This is a genomic window from Streptomyces sp. 11-1-2 (genome assembly GCF_003595545.1).
Taxonomy (GTDB): domain Bacteria; phylum Actinomycetota; class Actinomycetes; order Streptomycetales; family Streptomycetaceae; genus Streptomyces; species Streptomyces hygroscopicus_B.
The window spans coordinates 10,226,924-10,246,924 of the sequence record NZ_CP022545.1 but is presented as its reverse complement, the minus strand read 5'-3'; the positions used below and the strand labels follow the sequence as shown (position 1 = coordinate 10,246,924).

Here is a 20,001-nt window from a genome sequence, read left to right as displayed (position 1 = left end):
TCTCCACCTCGGTGTCGGGTCGCAGATACGGGCGGGCAGTCCATCAGCGGCGTACATGGGCGTCACAGTGGCTTCCGGGCGGCAGGCGCGGCGGGCCGGGAGGGGCGTGGGCCGGTCGGCGACGGCTGCCAGGCGCGTAGTCGCAGGCTGTTGCCGACCACGAGCAGCGAGCTGACCGACATCGCGGCCGCCGCGAGCATGGGGTTGAGCAGGCCGACCATGGCCAGGGGTACGGTCACGACGTTGTAGCCGAACGCCCAGAGCAGATTGACGCGGATCGTGCCGAGCGCACTGCGGGCGAGGCGGACCGCGTCCGCCAGCGTCTCGATGTCACCGCGTACCAGCGTCACGTCGGCCGCCCCGATCGCCACATCCGTGCCCGTGCCCATGGCGATGCCGAGGTCGGCGCCGGCCAGGGCGGCCGCGTCGTTGACCCCGTCACCGACGACGGCGACCCGGTAGCCCTGCTCCCGCAGCTCCCGGACGAGGGCGGCCTTGTCCTCCGGGGTGCAACGGGCCCGCACCTCCTCGATACGGAGGTCGGCGGCGACGGCGCGGGCGGGCGCCTCGCGGTCGCCGGTGGCGAGCACCGGCCGCACGCCCAGGCGGCGGAGCCGCTCCACGGCCCGGTAGCTTCCCGGGCGCAGCACGTCTGCGACCTCGATCAGTGCCTCGGCCTCACCGTCGACGCGGACCACGACCGGTGTACGGGCGGCGGTCTCGGAGGCCGACAGCGCTTGAGCCAGTGCCGGGGGCAACGCGTCGTCCGGGGCCAGGACTTCGATCACCCGGTCCGCCACCCGCCCGCGCACGCCCTTGCCCGGCAGTGCGACGAAGTCGGCCACGGCCGGGAGGGGGTCTCCGGGATCGGTGCGCCGGGCGTAGGCGGTGATGGCACGCCCCAGCGGGTGTTCCGATCCCTGTTCGACCGCGCCCGCCAGCCGGACCAGTTCCTCCTCGCCGAGTCCGCCCGGTGCAGCCGTGACCCGGGCGACGCTCATGTGCCCGGAGGTGAGGGTGCCGGTCTTGTCCAGGACGACGGCGTCGATGTGCCGCAGCCCCTCCAGCGCCTGCGGTCCGCTGACCAGGACGCCCAGTTGAGCGCCCCGGCCGGTCGCCGCCATCAGCGCGGTGGGGGTCGCCAGGCCCAGCGCGCAGGGGCACGCCACGACCAGGACGGCCACGCTCGCGGTGATCGCCGCCTGCGGCTCGGCACCGGCCCCGAGCCAGAATCCGAGGACCGTGACGGCCACGGTGAGCACGACCGGGACGAAGACGCCCGCGGCCTTGTCCGCGAGCCGCTGCGCCCGTGCCTTGCCCGCCTGGGCCTCGGTCACCAGCCGGGTGATCCGGGACAGTTGCGTATCGGCGCCCACCGCGGTGGCCCGTACCAGGAGCAGGCCCCCTGCGTTGACGGCGCCGCCGATCACGGGCGTACCGGGGCCGACTTCCACCGGCTCGCTCTCCCCGGTGACCAGGGAGAGATCGACGGCCGAGCTGCCCTCCACCACCGTGCCGTCGGTGGCCAGACGCTCCCCGGGCCGGGCGACGAAGACCTGGCCGACCCGCAGTTCCTCGATCGGGACCAGGCGCTCGCCGTCGCCATCGCGTACCGACACCTCCTTCGCCGCCAGCCGGGCCAGGGCGCGCAGTGCCACGCCGGTCCCCCGCCGGGCCCGTGTTTCCAGGAAGCGGCCGGCGAGGACGAACAGCGGTACGCCGACGGCGGCTTCCAGATAGATATGGACGACGCCGTCCGAGGCGGTGGGCACCAGGCTGAAGGGCATCCGCATGCCGGGATCACCGGCCCCGCCGAAGAACAGCGCGTAGGAGGACCAGGCGAAGGAGGCCGCGACACCCAGCGAGACCAGGGTGTCCATGGTCGCCGCCGAGTGTCGCAGGCCGCGCGCCGCCCGCAGGTGGAAGGGCCAGGCTCCCCAGACGGCGACGGGCGCGGCGAGCACGAAGCACAGCCACTGCCAGTTGCGGAACTGCAGACCGGGGACCATCGACAGGACCAGCACCGGGACCGCGAGCAAGGCCGTGCTCACCAGCCGGTCGCGTTCCTGCCGGGCGTCCCGCGCCTCGTCCCCGTCCTCGCGCCGTTCCTTCGCTGGCGGCTCGGGCAGCGCGGCGGTGTAGCCGGCCTGCTCGACGGTGGCGATGAGCTGGTCCGGGCCGACCTCGGGCGGGTGGTTCACCCGGGCCCGGCCGGTGGCGAGGTTCACGCTGGCCGTGACCCCGTCCAGCCTGGCCAGCTTCTTCTCGACACGCTTCACACAGGCCGCGCATGTCATGCCGCCGATGGCGAGATCGGTCACGACGGCCGCCGCTGCCGGTTCGCCGGCCATCAGCGTCCACTCCCCTGGTCCGTGTCCATGCCACCCATGTCCATGCCGCCACCGCCGTGGCCGTCTCCCGAGCCGCCGTCTCCCGTGCCGCCGTCTGTCGTACTGGTGCCGTGCATGCCGGGGGCGACGGGCCCGGCGCCCGCGCCGACGGCGTAGGAAGCGGCGAACGCCATCACCAGCAGCAGAAGGAATCCGCACAGCGCCGGCGGGGGCAATGCCCTGGTCAGGAACGCACCCGGCGTCCGGCGGGCAGATGGGCGGGGCTGCGCCATATGAGGAAACTCCCGATCGCTCCGTACGGCTTCAGCGGATCCGGCCGTACCGGTAGAGGAGTCGGGACGACCGGCACCCGAGTTCCGACGCCTTGCCGTGATGCGCGTCACGACACCAGGCTCGCCTGGCGAACGCGTGACCTGCTCAGCCCTGTTCATAGTGGCTCGGACTGCCGTCACGGTGGACGAGACGGCCGAGCTGCTCCGCGCGGGCGCGGGGCATGAGAGTCCAGGTGCCGTCGGTGCGGTGCAGGGCGGCCGAGTGCCAGGGGGTGGTCCAGACGTCGGCGGCGTCGAGGAGGCGGATGCCGAATTTGGGGGCGCCGATGGGCTGGGGGTGGATGGACAGCCGTACGGAGCCAGGGTGGTGCTCGGCGATCAGGTCGCCCCAGGCCCGGCTGCGCTGGATGACGCCGTAGGCACGTGTGCGGCATGCGCGTTGGAGGGCGGAGCGGGTGCCGGTGAAGTCGGCGGTGTCCTCGACGAGGAACCGGGTGATGCCCCGGTAGAGGGCGAGGGTGTGGTCCTCGGAGCGGACCTCGGCTCGCAGCGCCTCCAGGGTGGGCGCGTACCGCTCGTGCACCTGGGCGCGCTTGGTGTGGTGGGGCAGGTCGCCCAGGACGTCGCGCAGGTCGAAGACGGCGAGGCGGTGCAGGTCCAGCTCCCTTATGAGGCGTCTGAGTCCGTCCGCGTAGGCGTCTATGTGGTCGTCCGGGACGCGGATCAGGTCGCCGAAGACATGGCCGTCGGAGCAGATGATCACGCGGGCGCCCGGCGGGTGGACCCGCTCGATCTCCTCGCACAGGGTGTTCAGGAAGCCGAGGGAGAGTCGTTCGCCCTGGTCGGGGAGGTGGCCGAGGACCTTGGCGGGGTTGGGGGACTTGCAGGGGAAGCCGGGCAGGGTGAAGACCACGGGTTCTCCGGCGCGTACGAACCCGGCGATCTGGCGCCGCTGCTGCGCGAACGCCTCCGCCGCCGCGGGCGAGGGGTCGGTCGTGCGGTGGTACGGCAGCAGCAGGTCCAGGATGGCGGCGCTCATGCTGCTCGTGGAGCGGGTGTCCGGTGCGGTCGTCAGCGGCATGAGGTGGGTTCCTCCGTGAAGGTGTGCGCGACGCGGGCATGCGGGCATGCGTCAGACGCGTCGGTCGTAGCCGACCGGCAGGTGGTTGGTCCCCCGGCCGAGGACGGCCGGGATCCACTCGATGTCCCCGTCTTCGATGGCCAGGTGCGCTCCGGGGAGGCGGGCCAGGAGGGTGCCCAGCGCGATCTGGAGTTCGGCGCGGGCCAGGGCCGCGCCGGGGCAGAAGTGGATGCCGTGGCCGAAGGCCAGGTGGGGGTTGGGTGAGCGGTCCAGGTCGAGGGTGTCGGGGTCGGGGAAGCGGCGTGGGTCGCGGTTGGCGGCGCACAGGGAGATGATCACCGAGTCCCCGGCCGGGACGTCCGTGCCGTGCAGGTCGCTGTCCTGGTCGAAGAAGCGCCAGGTGGTCAGCTCGAAGGCGCTGTCGTAGCGGAGGAGTTCGTCGACGGCGCGGGGCATCAGCTCCGGGTTGTCGCGCAGCCGGGCGAGTTCGGCGGGGTGGCGGAAGAGGGCGATCAGGGCGGTGGTGATCTGGTTGGTGACCGGTTCCTGGCCCGCCACGAGGAGCTGGAAGATCATCGAGTCCAGCTCCTCCTGGGAGAGTTCGCGGCGGTCACGGGCCACGGCCAGGCGGCTGAGCAGGTCGTCCGCCCCGTGTTCGCGCTTATGGGCGACGACCTCGGCTATGTAGCTCTGGAGCCCGTGCAGGCGGGCCTCGTACAGCGGGCGTCCGGGGTCGGTCGGTCCGACCGGCTGGACGACCTTGCCCCAGTCGCGGTCGAAGCGGGCCGCCAACTCCGATGGCAGGCCGATGACTTCGGCGAGGACCTGGAAGGGGAAGCGGGCGGCGAAGCCGGTGACCAGGTCCGCGGGGCCGGTTTCCGGGAGGGCGTCGACGAGGGTGTCGGCCAGCTCCTGGAGGCGGGGCCTCAGGTGCTCGACGCGGCGCGGAGTGAAGGCGTCGGTGACGAGGCGCCGCATGCGGGTGTGGTCCGGCGGGTCCTGGTGGAGGAGGTGGACCTGGAGCTGGGAGTGCTGGGGCTCGGGCATGATCGAGGCGCGGGCGCGCCAGCGGTCGTTGCCCCGGTCGTGGTTCTTGCCGAGGCGGTCGTCGCCCAGCGCGGAGTGCGCGGCGTCGTAGCCGGTGACGAGCCAGGCGGATACGCCACTGGGAAAGCGGACGCGGTGCACCGGGCCGGTCTCGCGCATCCGCTCGTAGAGGGGATACGGGTTGCTCTTGTAGGGGCAGCCCATCAGCGGCACGGGCTCGGGCAGGGCCTCGGGGGTCGTCCCGGATTCCTGGAGGGTCATGGAAGGTGCTCCTCAGAGGGCGAGTTCGGGCTGGTAGTGGTCCAGCCACAGGGCGAGGTCGACGACGCGTTCGAGACGGAGGCGGTGGCCCCACTCCAGTTGGCCGGGCGGGGTGTCGAGGCAGGGTTTGACGCGGGTCTCGTCGACGAGGGAGCGGACGGTGTCGTCGGCGAGGGCGTCGCGGGCCATGTTCTGCAGGCCGCGGTTGTAGTCGGGGTGATGGGTGGCCGGGTAGTGGTTCTTGGGGCGGTGCAGCACCGAGTCGGGGGCCAGTCCGGTACCCGCGGCGCGCAGCAGGCTCTTCTCCCGGCCGTCGAAGTTCTTCAGGGTCCAGGGGGTGGTGAAGGCGTACTCGACGAGCCGGTGATCGCAGTAGGGGACGCGGACCTCCAGGCCCTGCGCCATGCTCAACCGGTCCTTGCGGTGGAGGAGTTGACGCAGCCAGCGGGTGAGCGACAGGTGCTGCATCTCGCGCTGCCGGTGCTCGGTGGGCGTCTCGCCGTCGAGGTGCGGTACGGCGGCCAGGGCGGTGCGATAGGTGTCGGCACGGAACTCGCCGATGCGCAGGTCCAGTTCGGGGTTGAGCGGCATCGCGGCCTCGTCGCCGGTCACCAGCAGCCAGGGGAACGTGGACGCGGCGAGCGCCTTGGGGTTGTGGAACCACGGGTAGCCGCCGAAGACCTCGTCGGCCGCCTCGCCGGACAGGGCGACCGTGGAGTGCTTCCGGATCTCCCCGAAGAGGAGGTAGAGCGAGGTGTCCATGTCGCCGACGCCGATCGGCGAGTCGCGGGCCACGACCACGGCCTTGCGGTGCTCGGGGTCGAGCAGGGCATGCGGGTCCAGCACGACCGTGCTGTGGTCGGTGCCGATGAACGCGCCCGCTTCCGTGGCGTACGGGGTGTCGTGGCCGGTGCGCAGAACATCACCGGTGAAGCTCTCGGCCTGGTCGCTGTAGTCGACGGCGTAGGAGCGGATACGGGCGCCCGGGCCCTCGCGCAGCCGCAGTTCGTCGGCGAGCAGGGCGGTCAGGACGGTGGAGTCGATGCCACCCGACAGCAGGGAGCACAGGGGGACGTCGGCCTCCAGCTGAGCGCGGGCGGCGGCGCTCACCAGGTCGTGCACGCGGGCGACGGTCGCGTCCCGGTCGTCCGGGTGGGCGTCGGCCGCCAGCCGCCAGTAGCGGCGCTCGCGGATGCCGTCCCGGTCCAGGAGGAGCAGACCGCCGGGCTCGACCTCCCGCACGCCGGACCACACCGTCGGACCGGTGTTGAACAGCAGGCCGTACGCCTCGCGCAGCCCGTCCGCGGCCACCCGGGGCCGTATCTCCGGGTGGGCGAAGAGCGCCTTGGGTTCGGAGGCGAAGGCCAGACCGCCGTCCACGGCCGCCCAGAAGAGGGGCTTGACGCCGAGCCTGTCACGGACCAGGAGCAGCCGCTGTGCCCGCTCGTCCCAGACGGCGAACGCGAACATGCCGTCCAGGTGGTCGGCCACCTCCTCGCCCCACTCGGCGTAGCCGCGCAGCACCACCTCGGTGTCACTGCGGGTGCGGAACTCATGTCCCCGGCCCTTCAGTTGTGAGCGGAGTTCGTGGTGGTTGTAGATCTCGCCGCTGTAGGTGAGCACGGTCGTCGGGGCATCGGGCCGGTCGGTCATCGGCTGGACGCCACCGGCGACGTCGATGACGGCCAGGCGGCGGTGGCCGATCGCGGCACGCGGGCCGAGCCAGACTCCGTCCGCGTCGGGGCCGCGCGGGGCCAGGGTGGCGGTCATGGCGTCGATGACCGGGGCCTGGGTGCGGGGGTCCTGATGGAAGGACACCCAGCCGGTGATTCCGCACATGGGTACGACTCCTCGGTGAGGGTGGGGCGGTGGCTCAGCGGGGTGCGGCGGGCGCCGCGTCGGTGGTCTTCTCGGTGAGGTTCGCGGGATAGCGGGCGGGCCGGGCGAGCAGCGGTACGGCGAGGCAGGCGGCGAGGGCGGCGAGGACCAGACCCGCCCGTACGCCGTCGTCCTGGCCGGCCGGGCCCCAGGCCGCCGTGGCCAGGGCCGGTCCGAGCGTGAAGCCGAGGCTGCGGGCGAGCTGGACGGTCGAGCCGACCGTGGCGGCGCGGCCCGGCGGGGCGGCGCCCATGACCAGGGCCTGCGCCGGGCCGCCGTTCAGGCCCATGCCGAGTCCGGCCAGGACGAGCCGCCAGGCCACGTCGGGAGGGGACCAGCCGTCGCCCAGCGGGACGAGCAGCAACAGGCCGCCGGCGGTGAGCGCGGCGCCGGTGACCGCGACGGGCCGGGCCCCGTACCGGTCGGCGAGCCGTCCGCCGAGCGGGCCCGCCAGCCCCATGCCGAGGGGGAAGGCGAGCACCGTCAGGCCGGTGGTGGTGGCGCTGACGTCCTCGTCGCGCTGGAGGTGCAGGGCGACCACGTAGTGCATGGCGGCGAAACCCACCGCCAGCGCCAGCACCGCGCCGTGCGCCCGCAGCAGCCCCGCCGCCCGCAGCACACCGGCCACCGGACGGCCGCCCGGACCCCGCAGCCACCACCACAGCGGCGGTGCGGCGACGAGGGCGAGCGGCAGCCAGGCGGGTGTGTCGGAGGCCAGGGTCAGGGACAGCAGCAGGATCGTTACTCCGGTGGCTATCAGGGCGGTGTCGCCGAGGAAGCGCCGGTCCGCGCCGCGCAGGCGGCCGTCCCGGGGCATCGCCCGCCACACCACGGCCAGCGCCAGCAGACAGAACGGGATCTTGACCAGGAAGATCCAGCGCCAGCCGAGCTGGTCCAGGAGCAGACCGCCGACCGCCGGTCCGGTGACGGCGCCCAGGGGGCCGAGGGTCGCGGGCACGCTCATCGCCCGCCCGCGCAACTCGGGCCGCACCGAGCGGATCGCCAGCACCGGCATCAACACGAACAGCACCGCACCGCACGCGCCCTGCCCGATCCGGGCGGCGATCAGCCAGGCGGCCCAGGGGGACGCGGCGGCAAGCGCGCTGCACAGCGCGAAGCCGCCGGTGGCGGCCATCAGCGCGGGGCGGGTGCCCACGCCGTCGAGCCAGCGGCCGACGGGCAACAGGAGTGCGACGACGGGAAGTTGGTAGCCCAGTACCGCCCACTGGGCTGTCGCCGCCGGTACCCGCAGGCCCTGGGAGATGTCCGCGAGCGCCACGTTGACGATGTTCATGTCGAGCATCGCCACGAACGCCAGCGCGCCCGCCACCGCCACCAGGAGCCAGCGGTCGTGGACTTCGGGTGGATCCGCCGGACGCTCGGTAACGTCCCCGGGCTGATCCGCACCGGAAGCGTCGTCGGTCATACGCCCCTCCCTCTGGCAGGTCGGCCGCCGAGCGACGGCCTCGCTGTAGAAGTCGGGCGAACCGCGGAGTGAGTTCCCGGATGTATCAGGAAAAACGGCAGGATTTCATAGTTCCCGGTGGTCGAAGGCGATCAGCGGGTCCCCGGTCAGCGGGTGCTCGACCACGGCGGCGCGCACGCCGAACACCTCGGCCAGCAGGGCCGGTCGCAGCACCTCGCGGGGCGTTCCGGAGGCGACCACGCGGCCCTCGTCCAGGACATGCAGCCGGTCGCACACGGAGGCGGCGGCGTTGAGGTCATGCAGCGACACCAGGGTCGTACGGCGTCGGCCACGCAGCAGGGCGAGGAGTTCGACCTGGTGGCGGACGTCGAGGTGGTTCGTCGGCTCGTCCAGGACCAGGACGTCCGTCCGCTGGGCGAACGCACGGGCCAGCAGCACGCGTTGGCGCTCGCCGCCGGACAGCTCGGTGAAGTGGCGGTCGGCGTGGTCCCCCATGCCGACGTCCGCGAGGGAGCGCTCGACGATGTCCCGGTCGGCGGCGTCCTCCCCGGCGAACGCCCGCTTGTAGGGGGTGCGGCCCATGGCGACGACCTCACGTACGGTCAGCTCGAAGTCCCCGCCCCGCTCCTGCGGGAGCGCGGCGACGTGCCGGGCCGACCGCGCGGGGCTCAGCTCGCGGATGTCGGCGCCGTCGAGCAGGACACGTCCGGCGGCGGGCTTCAGATGCCGGTACACGGTCCGCAGAAGAGTGGACTTGCCACTGCCGTTGGGTCCCACCAGGCCAGTGATCTCGCCTTCGGCCGCGATGAGGTGGGCATCGGCCACGACCGTACGTCCGGCATACGCGACCCGCAGGTCCTCGATGTCGATCCTCAACTCCCGCTCCCCAAGCGCCGGTCCAGCAGATACAGCAGCGCCGGAGCGCCGATCAGCGAGGTGACGACCCCGACCGGCAGTTCCTGCGTGTCCATGGCCGTGCGGCACACGATGTCGACCACCACCAGCAGCAGCGCACCGAAGAGCGCCGACACGGGCAACAGCCGACGGTGGTCGCCGCCGACGACCAGACGGCAGACGTGGGGGACCATGAGGGCGACGAAGGCGATGGCCCCGGAGACCGCGACGAGGACGCCGGTGAGCAGGCTGGTGACCGCGAACAGCTCACGGCGCAGCCGTACGACGTCGATGCCGAGCCCGGCCGCCGTCTCATCGCCCATCAGCAGCGCGTTCAGGCCCCGGGCCCGGGCCTGGAGCAGCAGCAGGACCGCCGGAACCGCCACCGCCGGGGCGGCCAGCAGCGCCCAGCTCGCGCCGCTCAGGCTGCCCATCAGCCAGAACAGCACACTGTGGGTCTGCTGCTCGTCCCCGGCCTGGAGGACGAGGTAGCTGGTGAAGCCGGACAGGAACTGCCCGATGGCCACCCCGGCGAGCACCAGCCTGAGCGGTGCGAATCCGCCGCCACGTCGTGCCACCGCCCAGACGAGAGCGAAGGTGGCCAGGGCTCCCGCGAAAGCGGCACCGGACAGACCGAGGCCCAGCGCTCCCCCGGTGCCGAGGCCGAGGACGATGGCGGCGACGGCACCGAGGGAGGCGCCGTTGGAGACGCCCAGGAAGTACGGGTCGGCCAGCGGGTTGCGGACGAGGGCCTGCATCGCCGTACCGACCAGGCCGAGCCCGGCACCCACCAGAGCGGCCAACAGGGCGCGAGACAGGCGTAGTTGCCACACGATCAGGTCATTGGTGCCGGGCCGGGGGGCATCGCCGGTCAGTCTGCGCCAGACCACGCTCCACACCTCGCCCGGCGGGATCGACGTGGAACCCCAGGCGACCGCCGCTGTGAGGGCCGCGAGCAACGCGACCGCCAGGAGCAGCGCCAGCGGCCCGGCGGGCACGGAACGCCGCGTGCGTGCACGGGCATCGGTGCCCTTCCCTCTCACCGTGGCGTCGAGCGCCATCAGCCGACCTTGCCCGGGTAGAGGGCCTTGGCGATCTTCTGGACGGTGTCGGCGTTCTCGACTCCGGCGATGGTGATCCGCTCGGAGCCGATGCGCAGGAAGTGGCCCTCCTTGACGGCCCTCAGGCCCTTGGTGGCGGGGTTCGACTCCAGCCACTTCCGCGCCTCGTCGAACGCCTTCTCGTTCGCCACCTCGCTGCCCCGATCACGGACGCCCAACTGGATCCAGTCCGGGTTCCTGGAAATGACGTCCTCCCAGCCGACCTGCTTGTAGTCGCCGTCGCAGTCGGCGAAGACATTGCGGGCACCGGCCAGAGTGATCACCGCGTTGGCGACCTGGCGGTTGCAGACGACGGTGGGCTGCTTGGTGCCGGCGTCGTAGTCGAAGAAGAAGTACGTCGGCCGCTCGCCCTCCGCCGTCCGGCCGACGGCCTTGTGGACGGCGTCCACCTTCCCCTTCATTCCGTCGACGAGTTCCTTCGCCTTCGCGCTGGTGCCGGTGACCGCGCCGAGGGAGGTGATGTCGGCCTCCACCGCGGACAGGTCGGTCACCGCGCGTGTGTTCCGCGCCGCACAGGCGGTGGACTTGAGGTAGATGTGCTTGATCCCGGCCGCCTTGAACTCCTCCTCGGTCGGCGCGTCGCCCATGCCGCCGCCCATGTTCATCGAGGCGAAGGTGTCGATGTACAGATCCGCGCCGGAGCCGAGGAGCTTCTCCTTCGGGATCACCGATTGGCCGAGCACCTTCACCTTCCGCGCCTGCGCGTCGAGTTCAGCGGGCAGTGAGCCCTTGCCGGGCGGGAAGCCGGTGCCGATGACGTTGCCACCGGCGCCGAGGCGGAGCAGCAGCTCCAGGCTGGAGGCGTTACTGGTGACGATCTTCTTGGGGGCGTTGGAGAATATGGTTTTGGCGCCCATGCAATCGGTGACGGTGACCGGGTAGTCGCCGGTGGCCGACTTCTCGTCAGCGGGGCCCGCCTTGTCACCGTCGCCACTGCCGCCTCCGTCGCCGCAGCCCGCCACGAGGAGGCCGCCCAGCACGGCGGCCGTCGTACCCCACCACACACGAGAACGCATCGAAACTCTCCTGGATCCACTTGATACACGGGTTGCCCCGGATCAGTAGTCGTGGCGAATGCGGCATCGGTTCCCGCTCGTCGGGAGCCGGCGAGAGCCATGGTCACCGCGCCCGGCCCCTCGGCTCGGCCGGGGGTACAACCAGACCAGTAAGCGCGTAGAGGCAGACTACGTACGTGGCGTCGGTGACGCCCGGCTGATCGGGAGCGGCAGTTGATGGAGTCGACAGGAGAGATCGTGCACCGCAATTTTCGCCTGGCTCTGGGGCGACTGGCAGCCCTCGTCTGCGCGTCTGTCGTCGCCGTCACGGGCTGTGGCGGCGGCGACGACGAATCCGGGGCTCCGAAGCCGACCTCGAAGCCGACCGCCAACTCCGGGCTCGTACCTGTCGCCCAGGCCTGCGATGGCCTGTTCGACGAGGCCATCGCGAAGGAGGCCCGGGAGCCGAACGGGCCCGGCAAGGTCTATCCGGTCAAGACCGGGAGCACCGGTCACGTGGCGAAGGCGCTGCGGGAGGAGTCGGCCAGGAGAAGCACGCCCGAGGACCTCTGCACCTTGACGGACAAGGCTGAGGGGAAGGAACTGCTCGCCATCACCGTGGCGTGGACTCCCCACTCACCCCCGTCGGGCCAGTCGGCGCGCTACACGACCACCGTCGGTCCGGAGGACGCCGGCAGGCTCCTCGTCACGTGTGACATCGGCAGCGGCGGCGGGACGGAATCGGGAGGCGGGACGGAATCGGGAGGCGATCGTTCCCTGGAGTTCGCCATGCGCGACTACTTCACCGTCAGCGACCACTCCCACGCCAAACTGCTCATCGCCTCGGCGAAGAAGATAACGTCGCAGTTGAAGTGCCGGGAAACTCCCGAATACCCGGATCCGAAGGTTGTGGCACCGCCACCGAAGCGGGGGCTGCGGTAGCGCGGTCCTTTCACCTTGCGGCAGGTGATGGCGGTTTAATCGAGTCATGATCTACCACGTCGTACCGCTTGCCGAGTGGAACGCTGCTCCCGACCGCCCCTACAGCCCCGCATCCCTCACGGAGGACGGTTTCATCCACTGCTCTCCCGACGAGGAGACCACGCTGGCCGTCGTCAACGCCTTCTACCGCGATGCGCCGAGGCCACTGCTGGCGCTGCTCCTCGACGAGGACCGGCTCACCGCGAGATGTGAATGGGAGGCCGCTGACCCCGCCCCGCCGCCCGGCGTCGCCGAGAACAGTCTGTTTCCCCATGTCTTCGGGCCGCTCAACCGCGACGCGGTGGCGCGGATCCAGGAGGTCGCATGGGACTCGGAAGGCCGGGCGGTGGGGCTGACGGAGGTGAGCTGACGACGAGGGCCGTCACAGTGGCGCGAGGCGGGCCTTGAGCAGGCAGAACTCGTTGCCTTCGGGATCGGCGAGGACGTGCCACTGCTCCTCCCCGGTCTGGCCGATGTCGGCCGGGCGCGCACCGAGCTTCAGGAGACGTTCGAGCTCGGCGTCCTGATCGCGGTCGGTGGCGTTGACGTCGATGTGCAGCCGGGGTTTCCCGGGCTCCGGCTCGTCTCTACGGCTGAGGATGATCGTCGGCTGCGGACCGCCGAACCCTTCGCGCGGCCCGATCTCGAGGGTTCCGTCGTCCTCGCGATCGAGCACCACGAAGTCCAGGACCTCGCACCAGAATTGCGCCAGCACCTCGGGGTCGCGGCAACCGAGCACGAGTTCACTGATACGACATGCCATTGACGAAACCTACTCTCGGCGCGGGAACTGCCGGGGGTGGCCGCACGCAGATCTCAGGGGCTCCCCGCAGTGAGGACTCTCGGGACCGTACCGGGCCAGGCGAGCAGTGGCGAATGGATTTCACGCCCTCGCCTGCCTGTCTCCGTCGGGACGCTCGTCAGGACTGGGGCTAGGGCTGGAGCTGGGGCGGACGGCCTCGGCGGACGAGTGGGCAATGAGCAGCATCGGCGCGGCCGGCCATCAGCGTCGTGGACGGCCGAGTACGGCCACCGCGGAGACACGCAGCCAACCCCACCGCCACAGGACATCATCACGAGAACGAGCGTGGCCGCAGGCGTGCGAGGGGACAGGAGCCTTACCCCGGCTTCCCCGCGCCGCTCGTCTCGTTCCCTCCGGACAGCAGGGTGCCCAGCATGTACTGACGCGAGCGTTCGATGCCTTCGAGGACGACCTGTCTGATCTCCTCCTCCGAGCCCCTTCTGATGGTCTCGACCAACCGCCCGTGGTTGACGCTTGTGTAAGAGGGCCGGCCGAGTTCACCCCGGAGGTTGAGGAAGCGTTCGATCTCCTCGTGCAGCGTGTTGATCATCGGAATCATCAGCGACACGCGCGCGACTTCGGCGATCGCCACGTGCAGCAGCCGGTTCGCTTCGTTCAGGTCGGGACGTGAGGTGTTCGCCGCTACGGTCGCCGCGCTGAGTGCGTCCAGGCGATCCTCGCCCCCGTCGTGGTCCCCCTGGCGATGTACATCGGACTCTCCCCCCAGGCGGCGATGGTCTCCTTCATGATCGGGGACTCGGTCACCAACACCACGCCCATCAACGCCTACTTCGTCCTGGACCTGGGATTCCTCCAGCAGTTCCGGAAGAGCGCGGGCATCGGCACCATGCTCTCCTTCACGGTTCCCGTGGCTCTCGCCGTACTGGTCTCGTGGTCGTCCTTCTTCGCCCTCTGGTACGCCCTCGGAATTCCGCTCGGCCCAGGGGTGCCCGTCAGATGAGCCCCTGCCGCCCGTCCCGCCGATTCCCCGCGGACAACGGGCGCCCGATGACCGAAAGGAAGCCGCGAACGGCTGTCACGACATGACGGCTTCAGCTCCTCGCACGGCTCGGCAACACCGAGCCCACCCCCGCATCACGTCAGAACGGAAGAGTCACGCACTATGGGCAGCATCGCCATCATTGGCGCAGGAAACGTCGGCCAGGCAATCGCCGGTCATATGTCCTTCAAGGGAGATGACGTACGGATCTTCGACAGGTGGGGCCGCGACCTTGAACCGATCAAGGCCAACGACGGCATCGACATGACCGGCGACGTGGAGGGCCACGGCACACCCTCGGTGCTGACGACCGACCCCGGGCACGCCGTCAGCGGCGCCGAGGTGGTCATCGTCGCCGCGCCCGCCTTCGCCCACGCCTACCTGTCCAAGGAACTCGCGTCCGTCCTCGAGCCGGACCAACTCGTCCTCTTCCAGCCGGGCGTGCTCGGCAGCGGCGTCGAGCTCGCGCGCATGTTCGCGCTCGCCGGCCGGCAGCCCTGCCTCATCGCGGAGACGCCGACCAGTCTGTACACCTGCCGGCTGCGCCGTCCCGCGCATGTCTACATCGGGGCGATCAAGCACGCCGTCCCGCTGGCCGCCGTACCCAGTGCGGACACGCCCCGGGCCCTCGACATCCTGCGGACGTACTTCGGCGACCGGTACGTGCCGGACGAGGACGCGCTGACTGTCGGGCTCAACAACTGCAACCCCATCTACCACGTTCCGCCGGCGGTGCTGAACTTCAAGACGGTCGAAGACGCCGACTGCCACCCGCTGCACAGCCTGGTGACCCCGCGCATCGCCGAGGTCATCGACGCGCTGGACCGCGAACGCCTTGCCCTGGCGGACGCCCTCGGAGTGAAGGCGGCCAGCTTCTGGGACTTCCTCAACACCGCCTACGAGGTGACCGAGGGCAGCTTCGTGGAGCGCATCGTGCAGGGCTATGGCCGTCAGGGATTCCCCGAACCCGACTCGATCAAGCACCGGTACTTCACCGAAGACATCCCCTTCGGACTGGTCATCTGGAGTTCGCTGGCCGCGCAGATCGGACTCGCCCTGCCCCTGACCGACTCGTTCATCGCCTTGAGCGGGCCCCTGCGCGGACAGGACTTCGTGGCCGGCGGCCGCACAGCGCAGAAACTGGGCCTGCTCGGCTCCGACGTCGACGGCATCCGCGCCGCGTTCATCGACGGCGTGGTGTAGACGTGCGCCACACGCCGTGATCCGCCGCACGTCTTCGCGGGCGCCATGCTCATGCCGTGCTCCACCCGGTGGTCCGGGTCGGATGTCCTGGAATGCGAGAGGGCCCCCGGATGGTTCCGCGGGCCCTCGTGCGCCTGAGGCATCGTCAGTGCGTGGCGGTCGCCACCGCCCGGCCCTCATCGGCCGTCGCGGGCTTGGGATTCAGCAACCGCTCGGCAAGCTCGCCGAACAGGAGACCGAAACCACCCCACAGGACGACCTGCATGGCCAGAGCGGACAACCGGAATCGCCACAACACGGTGGCGGGGAAGTCCCCCGGCACCTCGTTGACCACGGGAAGGAAGGCATACGCCAGCCCGATCACCACGGCGAAAGCGGCCACCGCGGCCACGGTCGCGTACCAGGTACCCAGCCTCGGGGCGAGCCGCTTGCCCACAATGGTGGCGCCCACCGCGAGGAGCACGCTGAGCAGCATCATCAGGAAGTACAGCGTCGTGCGCTTGCCGATGGTGTCGCCGTTGCCGACCGCGGGCGGGTTGGCCGGGTACTTCAGGAACGGCACCACGTAGACCGCGAGCAGCGCGCAGCCGGACAGCAGCAGCGCGGTGGCCCGCGGGGTGAAGCGGCCGACGCGGCCCAGGGCGACGCAGTACGCGAGGGCGGCGATACCGCCGAAGGCGATCCCGTAGACCAGGACACCGGTGGCCAGCCCGGCCGTGGACTGCACACCACGCGAGACCAGCTCGACCTCGTGCTCATGCGCGGGGGCGTGGGCCCCCTCGAAACTGATCGCGCGGTCGACGCTCGGCTCACCGAGGAAGTAGGCGGCGACCAGGGCGAGCACGCCGGCCCCCAGACCGGCGAGCATGCCCCGGACGAGCAGATTTCTTACCATTGCGGAGTTCATGAGTGTGCGGCGTCCCTCGCGTCAGTGGCAGGGGAAGCCGAGCAGATGACGGGCGTCATGCACCCACTCATGGACGTTCTCACCGGAGACGACCGCGGTGGCGCCCTGCTCGGCACCGACGAAATACAGCAGGACCAGCATCAGAATGCCGAAGAAAACCGCCCACGGAGCTATCGCCTTCAGCGGCAGCGTGGCAGGCAGTTCGGGCGTGGTGGCTGTGGGCTGCGCGACATGCTGCGCCATGGCCAGGGCCTCCTTAAGGGAGTTCGCGTCCCATCTCGGTGGAGCACAGGACGACGGCTACGGGTCTGACTCACGAGAGACCCCGTCCGGGACCTCTCGCTCACAGTGGCGCGACCGTGCCGGATTCCCACCGGCTTCCGTCTTACCGTCGTCGATATCGCACCGACCGTACCGCGTGTCGGGTTCATGGCCAAGACCAGCCACCTGGCGAGACGCTGCGCTGGGGTGCCTGAGGACGGTGCGGGAGCCGGGGCCTGCCCCCGGGCAGGCCCTAAAGTCGCGGCATGCGTCCGTCCGCCGAAAAGCGGCAGGCCCGCGCGGCGGACGCCCCCACCGCTGCGATGACCGGCGCATGAGCGGGTGCTCGACACGTCTTGCCCACGATGTGCTGATGCAGGTGATGCGCACCGGTCTTGGCTCCCTCCCGGACGACACCCCGTGACGGACGTGATCCGCCGAGCCCTGACCGGCCGAGCCGCCCGGACCACGCCGCTGCTGGTCGTCTGCGCCCAGCTCCCGGTCACCCACTGGGCGGGCAACCGGCTCGATCTGCGCCGCTCGATGACCATCGGGCTGCTTCTCATCGCCGCCGGTTTCGCGGTGGTGGCCGCCGCGCGCCCTGCCGCCTGGACGGGCACGGTCGGATTGCTGCCCGCCGCGGGCTACGTCGTGCTGCTCACCCTCGGCCAGATGCTGGTCGTCCCGGCCGCCCGCGCCTGGGTGCCCGACCTCGCCGAGAACGGTCGGCTCAGCCTCTACACCGGCGCGCTGTCCTCCGTCTCCGGCCTGATCGTCCTCATCGGCAGCTCGGCCACCGGCGCCCTGCTCGACCTGGGCCTCCCGCCCGCCGCCCCCTGGCTCGTCCTCGCGGCCGTCCCGGCCCTCGCGGTGACACTGCTGCCCCGCCGCCCGAATCAGCCCAGGGTGAGCAGTTCCTCGTAGAAGCCGCCGAACTCCCGTTCCCGGTCGACGAGGTGGATCTCCTGGATCCAGTGGCAGCGGCGTCCGGCCTTGTCGGTGCGCCGCAGCGGGGTGTCGTTGTCGGGCGTGATGTACGACTCCACGCGCGCGCCGTCGATCGTCTCGTGCGGGAACTCCCCGACCAGGTGGCCGGCGTGCCAGCCGCCCAGCTCCCATCCGGCCTCGGTGGCCAGCCGCTCGACCTCGGCGTGCAACCGCTTCCCGGTGATCTCCGGGTCGCTCTCGAAGAACCGCTTGCCTGCGTCGAAGACCTTGGGCAGATCGTCCCGCAGCCGGTGCTTGACCGGGTCGTCGCCGAGGACGAAGGTCCGGCCGAAGTCGGCCTCGTACTCTTCGAAGATCGGCCCGAGGTCGGCGAATACGATGTCGTCCGTGCCGATCACCCGGTCCGGCGGATTCTCCCGGTATGGCAGGAGCGTGTTCGGCCCCGAGCGCACGATCCGCTTGTGCCAGTGCCGGGTCGTGCCGAACAGCTCGTTCGCCAGGTCCCGGATCCGGTCGCTGACCGCCCGCTCCCCCTCGCCCGGCGCCACCAGCCCGCGCCCCTCGATCTCCGCGAAGAGCCGTACGGCCTTCGCCTGGGCATCCAGCAACCGTTCCGCGCGCGTGGGTTCGTCGTCCGCCATGGGCCCGACGGTAGGCCGCTAGATCGTTTCCCGGCAACCGAATTAGGCAGTCCTCAGTCGGCCCGGCCAGTCGCCGCCACCGTCACGCCCAGGCCGATCATCGCGAGGCCGCCCGCCCCGCCGACCATCGAAAGGCGGCGGTCCGAGCGGGCGAACCAGGAGCGGGCCGCCGAGGCGCCCAGACCCCACAGGGTGTCCGTGACCAGGCCGATGGTGATCGGGACCAGGCCCAACACCATCATCTGGACGGGAACATGACCCACCGAGTGGTCGACGAACTGCGGTAGCACCGCCGCGAAGAAGACGATGCCCTTCGGGTTGGTGACGCCCACCAAAATGCCGTCCAGAATCGAACGCAGATCACCACGCCGCTCACCGGCCGGAGCGTCCATGTTCGCCACGCGCATCTCCCTGCGGTGCCGGAACGCCTGCACACCCAGGTAGACGAGATACGCCGCTCCCGCCAGCTTCACGCCCATGAACAGCGCCACCGAGCTCTCCACCAGCGCGCCGAGGCCCCAGGCCACGGCGATCACCAGGGCGTAGCAGCCGATCACATTGCCGAGGACCGTCGCGAGCGCCGTGCGGCGGCCGTGTGCGAGGGCCCTGCCGACCACGAACAGCACACTCGGCCCCGGGATCACGATCACCAAGAGCGACATCGCCGCGAACGTGAGAACACTCTCCGTGGACACCACGTGTCCGCCACCTCCTGAATCGCTCCGTCCAGGGGACATACAAACAGATGGTGGGTTGTCCGCTCCAGACTCAGGCCCCCGGCCGGGGCTCGCAAGAAAGGGGCCCCGGCCGGCGAGCCGGCTGCTTACGGCTGAGCGCTGGACACGGGCGCGTTGAGGTTCTCGTGGACCGCGCGGGCGATGCCCTCGATGTTGGCGATGCCATCGTCCATCGTGGCGTTGTCCTGCGAGAGCACCGTGATCGTGTAGTCGTGGTCGCCGCCGGTGAAGGCGCCGAGGCTGTGCACACGCCAGCCGTTCGTGGCCCGCTCCAGCCAGCCGTTCTTCACATGCACCTGGGCGTCGCTCGGCGCGCCGGCCGGGGTGCCCCAGCGCTGCGAGGGGATGACCTCGGCCGTCAGCTTCAGGATGTAGGCGCGGGAGTCATCGCTGAGCACCGGGTTGGTGTGGGTCACCAGTTGGAGGAGCTTTTCCTCGTCGTTCGCGGTGATCTGGGTGAGCCCCCAGTGGCCCTCGCTGTCGAGGGTGGTGTTGGTCATTCCCGCGGCCTGCAGGAACCCGTTGATCTTGTCCGCCCCGAGCTGCTTCCACAGCGCGGTGGTGGCGTCGTTGTCGGACTCTGTGATCATGGCGGTGGCATGATCCTTCTCCTCCTGTGTCAGGGCGCGATTGTCCTTCTGCGCGTCCCACAGCAGGGTGCTGAGCACGGTCACCTTGACCGTGCTCGCGGAGTCGAAGTGCCGGTCCGCATCCAGAGTGCAGGTGGTGTTCGTGGTGCGGTCGTGGAGGCTGATCGCCGTGGTGGCGGCGGAGCCCTCCAGCGCCGAATTGATGTCCTCGGAGAGCTTGTCGGCGAGTTCCGGCCGGTCCGAGGTGCAGATCGCCGCCTGCGGGGTGGCCGCGTGAGCCGACCCCACCGAGGCGATCGTCGGCACGAGCACCCCGGCGGCCAGCACCGCTCTTGTCGCCAGGGTGGTACGGGGAGGCTGGGTTATTCGTCGGTGTCGACCCATGGTGCGCTTGTCCATTCGTTCGTGGGGCAGTTGGACACGCGGTGCCTGCGCTCCGTTGCGAAGACATCCGGTGCTCCGACCCTGGATGACGAGCCGGAGGCGGGTGAGGTTCACGAACGCGTCCGAGTCTCACAAGATCGCTCCACAATAGGCACCGCGCCCGGGCGGGCCGGGCGCGGTGCGGCAGACGAACTGGGCGGCGACGGCCAGGACGGCGAAGA

Annotated in this window: 20 protein-coding genes, 1 pseudogene and 1 riboswitch; of the genes and pseudogenes, 5 read left to right on the top strand and 16 right to left on the bottom strand. The window is 70.8% G+C overall.

The window, feature by feature from the left end:
* Positions 1–62: 62 nt before the first annotated feature.
* The 9 genes from CGL27_RS43860 to CGL27_RS43820 form a co-directional block, all read right to left on the bottom strand.
* Entirely contained in the window at positions 63–2,351 is a 2,289-nt protein-coding gene (locus tag CGL27_RS43860) for a heavy metal translocating P-type ATPase (RefSeq protein ID WP_119993189.1), read from the bottom strand.
* Complete coding sequence (locus CGL27_RS43855; protein WP_119993187.1) at positions 2,351–2,623, bottom strand: hypothetical protein; 273 nt, start codon at positions 2,621–2,623, stop codon at positions 2,351–2,353. The genes CGL27_RS43860 and CGL27_RS43855 overlap by 1 nt, the downstream gene beginning before the upstream one ends.
* Positions 2,624–2,768: 145 nt before the next feature.
* A complete protein-coding gene (locus tag CGL27_RS43850; RefSeq protein ID WP_119993186.1) occupies positions 2,769–3,704 on the bottom strand; it encodes an isocyanide synthase family protein in 936 nt (311 codons plus the stop codon).
* Between the two features lie 51 nt (positions 3,705–3,755).
* Positions 3,756–5,012 carry a cytochrome P450 gene (locus CGL27_RS43845; RefSeq protein WP_119993184.1) on the bottom strand — a complete coding sequence of 419 codons (1,257 nt, stop codon included), beginning with the start codon at positions 5,010–5,012 and terminating at the stop codon, positions 3,756–3,758.
* Positions 5,013–5,024: 12 nt separating this feature from the next.
* Complete coding sequence (asnB, locus tag CGL27_RS43840; RefSeq protein ID WP_119993182.1) at positions 5,025–6,851, bottom strand: asparagine synthase (glutamine-hydrolyzing); 1,827 nt, start codon at positions 6,849–6,851, stop codon at positions 5,025–5,027.
* Positions 6,852–6,885: 34 nt separating this feature from the next.
* Positions 6,886–8,316 (bottom strand): MFS transporter, encoded by a 1,431-nt coding sequence (locus CGL27_RS43835; protein WP_205587847.1) that lies wholly within the window; start codon positions 8,314–8,316, stop codon positions 6,886–6,888.
* 105 nt (positions 8,317–8,421) lie between these two features.
* A complete protein-coding gene (locus CGL27_RS43830) occupies positions 8,422–9,192 on the bottom strand; it encodes an ABC transporter ATP-binding protein (RefSeq protein ID WP_119993181.1) in 771 nt (256 codons plus the stop codon).
* A complete protein-coding gene (locus CGL27_RS43825; RefSeq protein WP_119993179.1) occupies positions 9,189–10,271 on the bottom strand; it encodes an iron ABC transporter permease in 1,083 nt (360 codons plus the stop codon). The genes CGL27_RS43830 and CGL27_RS43825 overlap by 4 nt, the downstream gene beginning before the upstream one ends.
* Positions 10,271–11,347, bottom strand: coding sequence for an ABC transporter substrate-binding protein (locus tag CGL27_RS43820; RefSeq protein WP_205587846.1), 1,077 nt, complete (start codon positions 11,345–11,347; stop codon positions 10,271–10,273). Before CGL27_RS43820 ends, CGL27_RS43825 begins: the two co-directional genes overlap by 1 nt.
* A 216-nt stretch (positions 11,348–11,563) precedes the next feature.
* Here CGL27_RS43820 and CGL27_RS43815 point away from each other — a divergent pair, with 216 nt between their 5' ends.
* Both CGL27_RS43815 and CGL27_RS43810 read left to right on the top strand, forming a co-directional pair.
* Positions 11,564–12,268 carry a hypothetical protein gene (locus tag CGL27_RS43815; RefSeq protein ID WP_162953206.1) on the top strand — a complete coding sequence of 235 codons (705 nt, stop codon included), beginning with the start codon at positions 11,564–11,566 and terminating at the stop codon, positions 12,266–12,268.
* 46 nt (positions 12,269–12,314) lie between these two features.
* Positions 12,315–12,677: a DUF952 domain-containing protein gene (locus CGL27_RS43810; protein WP_119993175.1), complete on the top strand. Its 363-nt coding sequence runs from the start codon at positions 12,315–12,317 to the stop codon at positions 12,675–12,677.
* Between the two features lie 12 nt (positions 12,678–12,689).
* Here the strand turns inward: CGL27_RS43810 and CGL27_RS43805 are convergent, their stop codons facing one another.
* The gene (locus tag CGL27_RS43805; protein ID WP_119993173.1) at positions 12,690–13,070 is read right to left on the bottom strand and encodes a VOC family protein; all 381 of its coding nucleotides are present in this window, start codon (positions 13,068–13,070) and stop codon (positions 12,690–12,692) included.
* A 355-nt stretch (positions 13,071–13,425) separates the two neighbouring features.
* Positions 13,426–13,779, bottom strand: coding sequence for an FCD domain-containing protein (locus CGL27_RS52670; RefSeq protein ID WP_276147936.1), 354 nt, complete (start codon positions 13,777–13,779; stop codon positions 13,426–13,428).
* Positions 13,780–13,782: 3 nt separating this feature from the next.
* Here CGL27_RS52670 and CGL27_RS43795 point away from each other — a divergent pair, with 3 nt between their 5' ends.
* Positions 13,783–14,070: an AbgT family transporter gene (locus CGL27_RS43795; RefSeq protein ID WP_276147935.1), complete on the top strand. Its 288-nt coding sequence runs from the start codon at positions 13,783–13,785 to the stop codon at positions 14,068–14,070.
* A gap of 162 nt (positions 14,071–14,232) precedes the next feature.
* Entirely contained in the window at positions 14,233–15,312 is a 1,080-nt protein-coding gene (locus CGL27_RS43790; RefSeq protein ID WP_119993170.1) for an NAD/NADP octopine/nopaline dehydrogenase family protein, read from the top strand.
* Between the two features lie 145 nt (positions 15,313–15,457).
* On the opposite strand, the gene CGL27_RS43785 is transcribed toward CGL27_RS43790, so the two are convergent.
* A complete protein-coding gene (locus CGL27_RS43785) occupies positions 15,458–16,219 on the bottom strand; it encodes a CbtA family protein (protein ID WP_119993168.1) in 762 nt (253 codons plus the stop codon).
* Positions 16,220–16,240: 21 nt separating this feature from the next.
* Positions 16,241–16,462 (bottom strand): CbtB-domain containing protein, encoded by a 222-nt coding sequence (locus tag CGL27_RS43780; RefSeq protein ID WP_014058848.1) that lies wholly within the window; start codon positions 16,460–16,462, stop codon positions 16,241–16,243.
* A 37-nt stretch (positions 16,463–16,499) separates the two neighbouring features.
* A riboswitch (cobalamin riboswitch) is annotated at positions 16,500–16,644 on the bottom strand.
* Positions 16,645–16,948: 304 nt separating this feature from the next.
* Between CGL27_RS43780 and CGL27_RS43775 the strand changes: the two are divergent.
* Positions 16,949–17,404 (top strand): annotated as a pseudogene (locus CGL27_RS43775) (MFS transporter); the annotation flags it as partial.
* On the opposite strand, the gene CGL27_RS43770 reads toward CGL27_RS43775, so the two are convergent.
* The 3 genes from CGL27_RS43770 to CGL27_RS43760 form a co-directional block, all read right to left on the bottom strand.
* Positions 17,377–18,069, bottom strand: coding sequence for a M24 family metallopeptidase (locus tag CGL27_RS43770; protein WP_078645596.1), 693 nt, complete (start codon positions 18,067–18,069; stop codon positions 17,377–17,379). The pseudogene CGL27_RS43775 and the gene CGL27_RS43770 overlap by 28 nt on opposite strands.
* 53 nt (positions 18,070–18,122) lie before the next feature.
* Positions 18,123–18,767 (bottom strand): LysE family translocator, encoded by a 645-nt coding sequence (locus CGL27_RS43765; RefSeq protein ID WP_119993166.1) that lies wholly within the window; start codon positions 18,765–18,767, stop codon positions 18,123–18,125.
* Between the two features lie 125 nt (positions 18,768–18,892).
* Positions 18,893–19,780: a serine hydrolase gene (locus tag CGL27_RS43760; RefSeq protein WP_119994844.1), complete on the bottom strand. Its 888-nt coding sequence runs from the start codon at positions 19,778–19,780 to the stop codon at positions 18,893–18,895.
* Positions 19,781–20,001: the final 221 nt, after the last annotated feature.